This is a genomic window from Dictyobacter arantiisoli, assembly GCF_008326305.1.
Lineage (GTDB): Bacteria > Chloroflexota > Ktedonobacteria > Ktedonobacterales > Ktedonobacteraceae > Dictyobacter > Dictyobacter arantiisoli.
Map to the genome: position 1 here is coordinate 24,180 of NZ_BIXY01000076.1, position 11,625 is coordinate 35,804.

Annotated in this window: 8 protein-coding genes and 1 tRNA gene; 5 read left to right on the forward strand and 4 right to left on the reverse strand. The window is 45.7% G+C overall.

Going from position 1 to position 11,625, the window contains the following annotated elements; translation table 11 throughout:
* Positions 1-24: 24 nt before the first annotated feature.
* On the reverse strand, positions 25-1,335 hold the full coding sequence (locus tag F1593_RS20740) for an ABC transporter substrate-binding protein (RefSeq protein ID WP_149403478.1): 1,311 nt from the start codon (positions 1,333-1,335) through the stop codon (positions 25-27).
* A 597-nt stretch (positions 1,336-1,932) separates the two neighbouring features.
* On the opposite strand from F1593_RS20740, the gene F1593_RS20745 reads away from it, so the two are divergent.
* Positions 1,933-2,982 carry a LacI family DNA-binding transcriptional regulator gene (locus tag F1593_RS20745; RefSeq protein WP_149403479.1) on the forward strand — a complete coding sequence of 350 codons (1,050 nt, stop codon included), beginning with the start codon at positions 1,933-1,935 and terminating at the stop codon, positions 2,980-2,982.
* A gap of 503 nt (positions 2,983-3,485) precedes the next feature.
* On the opposite strand, the gene F1593_RS20750 is transcribed toward F1593_RS20745, so the two are convergent.
* Positions 3,486-3,568 (reverse strand) — tRNA-Leu (locus tag F1593_RS20750).
* Positions 3,569-3,861: 293 nt separating this feature from the next.
* Here F1593_RS20750 and mnmG point away from each other — a divergent pair.
* The 3 genes from mnmG to F1593_RS20765 all read left to right on the forward strand — a co-directional run bounded on the left by mnmG (position 3,862) and on the right by F1593_RS20765 (position 8,400).
* On the forward strand, positions 3,862-5,955 hold the full coding sequence (gene mnmG, locus F1593_RS20755) for a tRNA uridine-5-carboxymethylaminomethyl(34) synthesis enzyme MnmG (RefSeq protein ID WP_149403480.1): 2,094 nt from the start codon (positions 3,862-3,864) through the stop codon (positions 5,953-5,955).
* 280 nt (positions 5,956-6,235) lie between these two features.
* Positions 6,236-6,919: a response regulator transcription factor gene (locus F1593_RS20760; protein ID WP_172632305.1), complete on the forward strand. Its 684-nt coding sequence runs from the start codon at positions 6,236-6,238 to the stop codon at positions 6,917-6,919.
* A 272-nt stretch (positions 6,920-7,191) separates the two neighbouring features.
* Positions 7,192-8,400 carry a sensor histidine kinase gene (locus tag F1593_RS20765; RefSeq protein ID WP_149403482.1) on the forward strand — a complete coding sequence of 403 codons (1,209 nt, stop codon included), beginning with the start codon at positions 7,192-7,194 and terminating at the stop codon, positions 8,398-8,400.
* A 69-nt stretch (positions 8,401-8,469) separates the two neighbouring features.
* Here F1593_RS20765 and F1593_RS20770 read toward each other — a convergent pair whose 3' ends face one another.
* Together F1593_RS20770 and F1593_RS20775 are read right to left on the reverse strand one after the other, a co-directional pair.
* A complete protein-coding gene (locus F1593_RS20770; protein ID WP_172632306.1) occupies positions 8,470-10,176 on the reverse strand; it encodes a recombinase family protein in 1,707 nt (568 codons plus the stop codon).
* Positions 10,177-10,206: 30 nt separating this feature from the next.
* Positions 10,207-10,659 (reverse strand): hypothetical protein, encoded by a 453-nt coding sequence (locus F1593_RS20775; protein WP_149403484.1) that lies wholly within the window; start codon positions 10,657-10,659, stop codon positions 10,207-10,209.
* A 450-nt stretch (positions 10,660-11,109) separates the two neighbouring features.
* Here F1593_RS20775 and F1593_RS20780 point away from each other — a divergent pair, with 450 nt between their 5' ends.
* Positions 11,110-11,481: a sigma-70 family RNA polymerase sigma factor gene (locus F1593_RS20780; protein ID WP_149403485.1), complete on the forward strand. Its 372-nt coding sequence runs from the start codon at positions 11,110-11,112 to the stop codon at positions 11,479-11,481.
* Positions 11,482-11,625 lie beyond the last annotated feature (144 nt).

Below are 11,625 nucleotides of genomic sequence, written 5' to 3' on the forward strand. Positions count from 1 at the left end.
TTCCTTCTAAAAGCTAGAGACACGTTATCCTTGCATGGCCTGATTGACGGCAGCTTGTCCCTGGCTCATAGCCGTTGCTAAGTCAATCTGGTTGTTCAAGTACTTATTGACAACTTGTTCGAAGGCGTCAGAGACACGCTGAGCATGGGCGGTAATCGGGCGATAGTGAAGCTCAACGTTCTTCACATAATCGGCATCATATTTGCTCTGAGGGAGCGCTTTCTGCACCTCGGAATTTGTCAGAGCATCGGTACGGGGAGGGGTTGATCCGGTTTTTGCCAGATGGATTTGTGAATCGATACTGGTTGCATATTCGATGAATTTACCAGCCATGGTAGGATTCTTAGAATACTTATTAATCGCCCAACCCCAGTTTGCGATGATCGTACCATTATTTTTGGGACCCATCGGTGGATGCGCAACGCCGAGGGTATAGTTTTTTGCGACGTTGGGGAAGACCGCCGTACTCTCATACAGGCCATCCCAGCTAATCCACATCGCGATTTTGCCATTCTCAAAACTGGTCTGGATTGAAGTGTAATCATCCGTCACGGTAGAAGGGGCCAGGATCTTATGTTTATGGAGCATATCATAGACAAACTGAAGCGCCTCTTTCGCCTCAGGTGTATTCATATGCAAAGGATCTCCCCCGGCCTGTCCCATCCAATAGCACATCTCATTGAACAGCTCTGTATTACCGTTTTTGCCAGCCAGAGCTAAGCCATAGACCCCATCTTTCGTCAATTTGATACCGGCCTGCACCAGTTCATCCCAGGTCGTTGGGACACTGATGCCCTCTTTATCAAAAAGATCTTTGCGATAGAAGAAAACTACCGTACCAAAATTGCCGGGCAGGCGATAGTGTTTACCATTGTAGGTACTCAGTTTGAGTTGTGCGTCGGCCACGGCTGAGAAACTACTGGCAGGAACAACACCATCGAGAGGAGCTAACCAGTTTGCGTTACTGAAGGTAGCCGTCATGAAGTCATCCAGCCAGAGGACATCCAGACCGGCATAACCTGAAGAGAGGTAGGTTGTCATTTTCTGAACAGTATCGCCGAAACCTTGAGGAAGTTGGAAGTAGGTTACTTTGGCATTGTTTTGCTTTGCGAAGCCATCAAAGACGGCTTGCAGTTCTTTCTCAGGCACCACACTCGTCCAATAAGCGACTGTAAGCTGTTGGGGACCGCTGCCAACGGTGCCGGTGGTACCACCACAGGCTGCAATCAGTTCGGGTAATGTTAATCCCGCAGTCAGGATTGCTGCGCCCTGGCCTGCGCGCTGGAGTAAAGATCTTCGGCTCATCGCCTGTGAATGGTGGGTAGTTTGCGCCATCGTTTCATCTCCATTGAATCAAATAAGAGACAACGTAAGCCACTCGACTCACTTCTCAATCCGTAGTTCATTGTTCCCTTGAACAAATTCTCTGTTCCATCATTGGTACAGAATGTTGAGAAGATACTTTTTTGAATACCGTTTTTATGAAAAACGTAACAATTCCTGGCTGATAAACACGGTAAGTATCTTTATATGTACAAGTGTAACTATATTGTACGTGAGTGTCAATACTTATATTGTGTTTTGTGACAAAGTATGCACACTGTACTACTAATTATGGATAATCATGTGAGAAATCTTTAAATATGTAGTAAAAGAGACCAGTAATGTTACAATGACGTAACATTACTGGTCTCTTCAGAATGATATTAGCAAGCAAGCTGTAAAAAAGAAACAGCATCATTAATAGAGCCAATAGAATAGTAGAAGCGGTAGTTTCAGAAGCCACGAAAAAGCAGGCTGACTATTGAGTCTGCTTGCTTGACAAAGAAACTGAGCTATGGGATATTTAGCGATGAAAATGTTACAAGTGTTCATCCCATTCTATGGAAAGACATGCTTAATGGATGTTATTCATCTTGTAGGGAGAGAGAGATGGCCACAAGTGAGGAAGTAGCACGCTTAGCTGGCGTTTCCCGGGCAACGGTGTCGCGCGTTCTCAATGGTTCCTCACATGTGAGTGAGACGACGAAGAAGCGTATTTATGAGGCCGTGGCTGCGCTGGGATATGGAGCAAATGCCCTGGGGTCAGCCCAACGTTCAGGTCTGGTTGCTTTGACCCTCTTTGGCAAGGAAAATGGACTGAATCTTTCGCAAATCACCAATACAGAGTTCTACTTTTTTTTAGAGATACTCAGACATTTAGAGTATGAACTGGCCAGTGCAGGCTATGATCTCTTTTTACCGACGCGTTCATATAATCCAACGAATGTAAGTGAGAATCCAGAGATTGGCTATATGCTTACTTTACAGAATCGGGGCATTGAAGGCGTGATTACGATAGCCTTAAATACGAATGATAGTCGTATTCCAATGCTCTGCCGTTCGACCATCCCAACAGTATTTATTGATAGTCTTTTTCAGGGCGAGCACGCCACTTATGTGAAATCGGATTATCTGGATGGCGCTCAACAGGCAACGGAGCATCTGCTTCAACTGGGCCATAAACGCATTGCCTTCTTTGTCGGAGATCTTTTTTCAAATACGGGCACAGAGCGACTGATGGGACAGCAACAGAGCATGGCGCGTGCTGGTCTGGTGATGGATCCCCAGCTTATCTGCCAGACAGCCTGGAATACCAGAGATGCCTACCAGACAATGAAGTCGCTTTTACATGAGCGGCGGGATTTTACCGCCGTCGTTGCCAGTAGCGACATGCTGGCCTTTGGCATCCTTGAGGCATTAAAAGAAGAGCATATCCGTGTCCCTGAAGACGTATCTGTCGTAGGATTTGATGATATCGATCTGAGTGAAACTTCCGATCCACCCCTCACAACTGTTCGCCAGGATAAAAAACGCATCGGTAAAGGGACGGTAGATACTTTGATTCAGCTCATACAAGGAAACAAGGCTCCGGTACCACTGATTATCCCCACACAATTAATTGTACGCAACTCTACAGGTCCTGCGCGGTTAGATAAATAGTCCTCGTACAGTTCCCTTTTAGCTCAGTCTATTGGCTGATAAAGTGTTTGATTCCCATGCTCTCCACGATCTCTGTGCATGAGTTTCGCCCCTACGGTGCTCAAAAGGGTTTTAGTGTGTAGTGCAGAATATGTGCTTCGCACATATTCTGCACTACACACTAAAAAAGGCCGCCCACCTATGGCCTTCGCCATCCTGGCGCATGAGTTTTCGCACCAATGGTGCTCAAACAGATTTTTATTATGTGATGTAGAAAAGGTTCTTCGAACCTTTTCTACATCACATAATAAAAAGGGCGCAGGCGCGCATGCGCCTGCCAGCAGGTATCCTGATGGTGATGGGAATCAAACACTTTGTGAGCGATTTACATGTCTCCTGGGCTAGGGTCGTTTTTTCAACCCAGGAGACTTTCGAGAAAAAGCCAAAAATTGGCTAGCGTTCGAGCGAGTTTTTAAAATGTGGTGTGGGATAAAGCGGCTTATGAGGCGGGTCTGCTAAAGAAGTGGGGCGAGAGGGAGTCGAACCCTCACAGCCTTTCAGCCGGGAGATTTTAAGTCTCCTGCGTCTACCATTCCGCCATCGCCCCGTGTTTAGCAATACTGATATTACCATGCTTCAGACTATCCGTCAATCATTTTTGTGGCTAATTTTGGAAGGAGTCCAATATTTGCTTCGATTTCGTGGCTGCTTTCCTTTGCTGCTTTTTAGCTGCTGCAACTCATGATGAAACGCGTCATCGCATTTCAGTCTTTTTGTATCATAAAATACTAGTTTATAGCTATGAATATTGACGAAGGCAGGTATCTAAGGCATAATACGAATCGCGCAGGAATGAAAAATCGTTCATATTATTAGAGGAATCAACCAGGTAACATTACTATGAGTAACGGCACAGAGAGCAAGAATCTATCCCCGGATCTATTGGTACGGGGGACTTATGATGTGATTGTGGTAGGCGCTGGACACGCCGGTTGTGAAGCGGCTCTGGCCAGTGCCCGGATGGGACGCAAGACGCTGCTGCTGACGATGAATCTGGATAGCGTCGCGTTGATGCCCTGCAATCCATCCATGGGTGGACCCGCAAAAGGACATTTAATTAAAGAGATTGATGCGTTAGGTGGTGAGATTGGTCGTAATACCGACCGCACATTCATTCAAATCCGTCTGTTAAATACCAGTAAGGGTCCCGCCGTACAAGCTCTGCGTGCTCAGTGTGATAAGCAAGCCTACCGTCTGGCGATGAAGTTTGTCCTGGAGGGCCAGCCGAATCTCGAGTTAAAGCAGGCAACGATTTCACAGCTTATCAGCCACCAGGGGAGCGATGGACGCCCTGTCGTAACAGGTGTGGTGACCAACACTGGTTGGTATTACGAAGCTGCTTCGGTGATCCTGACGACGGGTACCTTTATCAATGGACGTTTGGTGATGGGCGAGAAGACACAGCCAGGTGGGCGTGCCGGTGAAGGTCCCGCGCTGGGTATCTCTGGCTCGTTGCAGGCATTGGGTCTGGATATTCGGCGCTTTAAAACCGGCACTCCTCCACGTATTGATGCGCGCTCGGTTGATTTCAGTAAAACTGAAAGGCAGCCTGGCAGCAGCGTCCCGCTGTATTTCTCACGCGATACTGACGCGCATGAGGATGTACAGCTCGCCGGTGGACGTCCCAATCCCATTTATCCTGTGACCGATGAAGATTTGCATGGATGGCGTCCACAACTGCCCTGCTATCTTGTGCGCACGACCGAGCAGACACATCAGGTGATACGCGACAACTTGCATCGTTCGCCACTCTATACCGGTGTGATCGAGGGGATTGGCCCGCGCTACTGTCCCTCAATTGAGGATAAGATTGTGCGTTTCGCGAGTAAGACCTCCCATCAGATCTTTCTGGAACCTGAAGGATGGCGCACAGGCGAGATCTATGTTCAAGGCTTGAATACCAGTTTGCCCGAGGATGTACAACTCGATCTGTTGCGTTCGATTCCTGGTCTCGAGCATGCGGAGATGATGCGTGCAGGCTATGCGGTCGAATATGATTATGTGCCACCCGAGCAGCTCTCACCTACCATGCAGACCAAGGCGGTGGCCGGTCTTTTCCTGGCTGGACAGATTAATGGGACGTCGGGCTATGAAGAGGCTGCCGCGCAAGGGATTATGGCTGGTATCAATGCAGCTCTGAGCGCGCGTGGGGAAGAGCCTTTTGTGCTGGGACGTCATGAAGCGTATATCGGGGTGTTGATCGACGATCTGGTAACGCGTCCTATGAGTGAGCCGTATCGTCTACATACCTCACGGGCCGAGCACCGTCTGTTGCTCCGTCCTGATAGCGCGGACCTGCGCCTGAGTGAGCATGCTTATCGCTTAGGCTTGATCAATGAGGAGCGTTATTTCCAGGTGGCGCAGAAGCGTGCGGCGATTGAGCATGCCCTGGTGCGACTCGATACCCTCACCTTTACCTCCTCAAAGCTAGTTGAGAATTGTGCTCAGGAGGTTGGTATTCCTCCTCTGGGACAAATGTTGACGGGGCGCGAGTTGTTACGCCGACCAGATGTCCATTATCAGCAGATCGCGCAAATGGCGCAACGTGTCGAACAAGAGCGGATGGCACTGGCGGACACCTCTTATCCTGTTGAGAGCATCGAGGCAGGTGAGAAGGCTGAAACGTTGCCGCATCTTCCGGTGTTGGATGATGAGGCAGCTGAAGAGGTCGATTTGCAGGTGAAGTATGAAGTGTATATTCGCAAGCAGGAACAATTGGTTCATCGCACCAGTCGTTTAGAAGAGATGCGCATTCCAGATGTGGTCAATTACCAGGCCATTCCTCACCTCCGTACTGAGGCACGCCAGAAATTACAGCGTACACAACCACTCACGGTCGGGCAGGCCTCACGGGTAGAGGGCGTAACACCGGCGGATGTCGCCATTTTGATGATCCATCTGGAGAAACTACGTGCACTAAAAGCCTCATCTTGACAGTACACGCACCGAACGTGTACCATACACACATATTACTCATTAATAATGTATCGATGTTCGCTAGAACCAGTCGCGTATGTCCCCCCTACATACGCTCCTCGTTCTTGTATGTACATAAATTGTTTGAGACAGGTGCCTGAGCAGGCATCATTTCATCAGGATCATCCTGATGCCTATAGGTACAACTGCTCGCATGCACGCGCCATGCATGCCGGTATGAGGGTTCTACCTACAGGGGGTGCGCGGCAAACTGAGGAATCAAGAAGAGGGGAAAATTGTGTACATTCTAGTCGTTGATGATGATCGGTTTGCGAACACGCTGGTGCAATTCGTTCTCAGTAAAGAGGGATACGAGGTTGAGACAGCCGATAACCCGCGTGGGGCCATGCAGATGATTCAAAAACGGGAACCGGATTTGCTGATTCTTGATGTGACGATGCCATATATCAATGGCTTTGAGTTTTCGGCAAAATTGCGTGCTGAAGGTTATGAGATTCCATTGATTTTCATGACTGCTCAAGATACAATCGAGGCGAAATTGCAGGGGTTTAATATCGGTGCAGATGACTATATCTGTAAACCCTATAATCATCAAGAACTGGTGGCGCGCGTTCAGGCGGTGCTCCGTCGCATCAAGAAAAATAGCAAGGTTGGCAATCAAAGTATTCGTGGAGGTCAGATTGAACTTTTTCCGGCGGAGTTGAAAGTGGTAATTGGCTCACGCGCTCCAATTACATTGACTCCCACCGAGATGCATGTACTGCGAACGTTGATGAATAGTTCGGGTCAGGTCGTAAATAGGGACCAGTTACTGGCCGAAGTGTGGAATGATAACGAGAATAATAGTAATATTGTGGATGTCTATATACGCCGCTTAAGGATAAAACTGGAGCTTGATGCGGATCGTCCTCAATATATTGTGTCGGTACGAGGGCTTGGCTATAAGTTTATTGTGAAATAGGACAGGATTTTTTAGCGTTTGTCTTATACAAAGGTTTGCACTGGTATTATCTCTACACGCTTCTGTTTATATATGGGTATGCATGTGGATTGGATAGATGAATAGGAGTGTGCAAGCGTTCTTCAGGTGTTGTTTGACACGCTTAGTGTTTTGTATAGCGGAAATATTGTCTTTCTGCTAGCACAAAAGGGTCAGGTGTTGCAGATATATGGTGTTACATGGGAATGTGCGAATTGAAAACTCTGTGATATCGTGGGAAAGGCTGGGTCAGGTTGAGGAAGCGTATTCAAAAACAAGTGCCAGACGAAGAGCAAACGGCTCTCTCTTTACCCGTTACATCTGAAAAATCCTCTCCGGAGCATTGTCCTGATGTGGTGTCCGCTCCTCCTTCAGAGAAGTGGCAACCAACGGTGGATGCTGCGATTCTAACGACTTCAGATGCTGTAATTGCCCTGAAGCACAATTTTCGTCTGCTATATCTTAATCCCGTAGCCGCTACTACCCTTGGCATCTCTGCACAAGAGGCGGTTGGAAAACATTGCACGACGGTTCTCAATTGTAAAAACCTCAATCATATGATGCTCTGTGGCACATCGAGCTGTCCACTTGTACGTGCGCTCGAGCGTCAATCACCCCTTCCCAATGAAGAGCTTATTCTAGGGGCAGACTCCTCGCATATGTATGAAGTTTCCACCAGTGTCAATCCTGTCAAAGTAGGGAAGCAATCTACCATAGTATTTACGGCGCGGGATATGTCGGCGTGGAAAGTTGCGAATCAGGTACGTTCGAATTTTGTCTCGATGGTCTCGCATGAATTGCGTACACCGCTCAATTCCGTACATGGTTTTATCGATCTCTTATTGCAGGGACATATGGGCGAACTGACGGATGAGCAGAGCATGTATCTGGGGTATACTCAGGAGGGTGTGCAACAATTAGTCTCGATTGTGGAAGATATCCTGTTTATGACGCGTTCAGATCTGGGACAGTTTGAGGTGAAGCAGGAGGAAGTGCGTCTGTTGAGTCTGGTCAGACAGGTGATGCGCAGTTTGCAGCCCCAGGCACTCAAGGCTGAGGTGGCGCTGTGTCAGGATGTTGCATCCAGCGTACCCTCTTTATACATTGATCCTCAGCGTATCAAGCAGGTTTTGAACAATCTGGTCACCAATGCTATTAAGTTTACACCACCCGGAGGAACTGTCACGGTAAGCGCGCATCGGTATGACGATACATCTGAGATGATCTCTGTCTCTGATACCGGCTATGGTATACCAGTAGAGGATCGGCCGCATGTCTTTGAGCGTTTCTATCAATCGAATCACAGCCAGCAATCGAAGATGGGTGGCTATGGATTGGGCCTCTCGATAGCGAAATTGATTGTCGAGCAACATGGCGGTTTCATCGGCTTTGATACCGTCATCAATAGAGGCACTACGTTTTATTTCACCGTTCCCTTGTTTGTACCTGTGCCTGAAACATAGTGCCACCTTTGCATCTTTGATGACAACCAGAGGAGATAGAATTGGAGAAGTACTGACTTTGTGGCTTTGTCAGGACCATAAGCTTAGCTGCTGTTTATCATCATCGGATGGCTCTTCCCAGGCATTATCTTTGGATAACTGGACACCTGTTAGAACTGGTGAATAGGTTATGTGTATTTTTCCGTTGGGGATAATGTATTCTTCGTGAGGCATTTTACTGATATGAGGTAGTTTATTAATGTAAACTTTAACGCCTAGAATATATAGTGCGTTTCTTATTTCTTTATAATCAGCTTGCTGATATTTTCCTTTCATGATCCTGAGAAAATCAATGAAATTCTGGATTCGTTTTTTGTATGTATCTGCCCGACTTATGAGGGGTGTTGACTTTTGGGCTTCCTCTCTATATTTCTGAAGCTGTTCTTTCTTATTTTGGATATCTTGTGTGATGAGGTTGTAGTAGTAGCTTCCTTCTGTATGTCTCTTTTGTTCTTCCTTTGCATAGCTTATCTCTGTTTCTATTTGTAGAATGTGGTTGTTTGCGGTGGTGTTGTCTAATAGTCTTCCTACTGCTTTTTCTGCCTCCTTTTCTAGGACCTCTTGAATAAGTTCTAGCCGCTCAAAGATGTGACAACATTCTTCCCATACTAATTTGTCTACTGCTTGTGTCTGGATGCGTGTACGTGCATTGCATGTTGTATATTTGTTATTATAGTATCCACATTGATAGTAGTGGTACTCATGTCCTTTTTTATTGTCTGTCGCTGCACGCATTCTTGTTTTGCATTCTCCGCAATAGATGTATCCTGCTCGTAGCAAGAAATTTTCAACTTTTTTGGGAGAATTACTTTTTTCTATTTTGTTTAATTCTAACTTTCTTAATACCATGCTGTGCCGTTCTGCGTCTATTATTGCTGGCATTGCATTTGGTATTTTTCGCATATTCTTGTTTGGTCTGGCTACTTTTTTTCCACTTTCTGAAAGTATGTAAGTTACTTTACAAATCGTAAGGGTTCCAATGTTCTTTTCGTCTATCATCATTTGGCGTATGGTTTCTGGATACCATCCTTTAGCCGTCTTCTTTTCATTGCGGGTTGCTGATGGTGGTGGGATATTGTCTTCTGTGAGTTTGTGAGCAATACTTCTCAAGCTCATATCTAGATCAATAAACATGTAGAATAATGAGAAACGTATAGCTGCTAACTCTGGATTAAGGGTATAAGATGTTTTATCTTCATCTGTCCAGTCCCATCCATAGGGCGCTCTTCCTGTTGCCATAGGCAAGCCTTGGGCTAGTCTGTTTTGCCAATGTCGATTTGCGTATTCAACAATTTTGTGACGTTCTGACTCTGCACTCCATGCAAGAATAGAGCGAATGAGTTTTCCTGTGAGGCTATTATCAATATTCTCGCTAACACTAACTACAGAACCTCCAGCTTGTTCTATTTCCTCAAAGATTATGGCTGAGTGGACAAAGTTACGGGAAAGACGCCGTAGGTCAAATACAATTAGTACCTTTGCTAATTCATCATGTATTAAGTGTCGAGCAAGGGTTAATTGTTCGCGTAGGCTGTAGTGTATATATCCACTCTTTGCTTCTTTTACAACTTTTATGACTTTGTAGTTGTGTAGTTTGGCATATTGTAGACATTTTTCTTCTTGATATTCTAGGCTTTCTCCGTCTTCTTCTTGTCTATCTGTGGATACACGACAATAGATAACAACGGGTATTTCTGATGGATGGAAGCTACTGTTTGTGTCGTTTGTTTGTGACATGGTTTTCTTCTGCTCCATTCATGTTGTTTTCTAGATATTGGTTTTATTTTTTAAACTGTCTTGAAAGTTCCTTATCAATCTTGAGGCTCCAGGGCGTTTCATATCTAACACATAAGCATCTTCAGCTAGATCATACAATGGGGCGAAGAAAAGTTTTTGTATTAGAATATCTCCTTTGTCACTGGCTGCCTGGGCGTAGATTTTTTCTATATAGCGGTCTGGATATTGTTCAAGCCAATAATTGAGCAAGTAACGGATAACCTCGCCTAGTTTTTCGGGATAATCAGGATGACATGCAGCACTTTCTGCTAAAAGTGTATATCCACCTTTCCTATCATATAGCTCAATGTCTTCAGGCCTGATATCCGTTTCCTTCATTTCACCTTTTAGTACTTTTAGTATGGTGCTTTCTTTGATAGGAATAATTGCAATATATGCTAGGACGGTTCTTCTATCATTAGCATCAAAAGCTGCAAGTGACATTTTTCCGTTTCTCTTCACCCAGGAAACATAGAGGTTTAGATCTCCTAAGATTGCTTCCTGGTATAAGAGATAGTCTGAGGAACAGAAATTGCAGGATCAGTATGTGCGAACTGCTGATATTGTAGCGAAGAAAGTCGTTGAGAATGTTCAGCTTGTCGAAAAACAAGTCGTTTCTTTCGAATATTGCTATCTCTGCGCTACACCTGCTCGGTGCTTGTGGATGGTTTTACATATTGGTAGTCAAGTTTGTTTCTGTTGGGTGTGTGATGCATGTCAGCGGGATCGTTGCCGTGATCATAGTACTGAAGGATTGTAAGAGTGCTGGCTAGTGGCTGCAACCATTAGCCAGCGGGTGAGATGAACTTTGCTTCGCGTTCGGCTTGGCTAGACTCTCTTTCTCAGTATGTAGCATCGGGTCTAGCCTGTCAATCTCAGAGAAGGCAGGATGCTATGAAAAAACGACTTTCACAGACAGCATTATATGGTGAAATATTAACACTTGAACAACAGTATACGAAGGATCTTGGGGTTGTTGTTCCTCTGACACCTGATCAGGAGCAATGTCTTTTAGATCGTGCTTTAAAGAACGATGTACAAGCAAAGGATGAGATGATTGTAAGTTGTTTGCCTTATGTCAAAAATATAGCATCCTCCTATGCCCGTAACTACAAAATTACCTCACCTCGCATTGAGTATTTAGAACTTGTTCAAATTGGCAACCTCGCTATTGTTGAAAAGTTTGATGATTGTTTGAACTCTGATCAACCATCAGGGCTTTCCAATTCTCCTAGAGGAGGTGAAAAAAAAGAGATTTCCTTGTAGAATACAAAAAACTTCAAAACCACAAAGGAAATCTCATATGGATTATACTACCTTGACGCTCAAGAGAGCATCCGTGACGAATGAAGAAAGCCTTTCGTTGCTCTCACTGTACGAAGCACTTCAGGCCCTCCCAGACCCACGACG

What these genes read in the sequence shown, in the direction of transcription:
- F1593_RS20740 (WP_149403478.1), bottom strand. Translation starts at nt 1,335, where the DNA reads ATGGCGCAAACTACCCACCATTCACAGGCGATGAGCCGAAGATCTTTA.
- F1593_RS20745 (WP_149403479.1), top strand. Translation starts at nt 1,933, where the DNA reads ATGGCCACAAGTGAGGAAGTAGCACGCTTAGCTGGCGTTTCCCGGGCA.
- mnmG (WP_149403480.1), top strand. Translation starts at nt 3,862, where the DNA reads ATGAGTAACGGCACAGAGAGCAAGAATCTATCCCCGGATCTATTGGTA.
- F1593_RS20770 (WP_172632306.1), bottom strand. Translation starts at nt 10,176, where the DNA reads ATGTCACAAACAAACGACACAAACAGTAGCTTCCATCCATCAGAAATA.
- F1593_RS20775 (WP_149403484.1), bottom strand. Translation starts at nt 10,659, where the DNA reads ATGTCACTTGCAGCTTTTGATGCTAATGATAGAAGAACCGTCCTAGCA.
- F1593_RS20780 (WP_149403485.1), top strand. Translation starts at nt 11,110, where the DNA reads ATGAAAAAACGACTTTCACAGACAGCATTATATGGTGAAATATTAACA.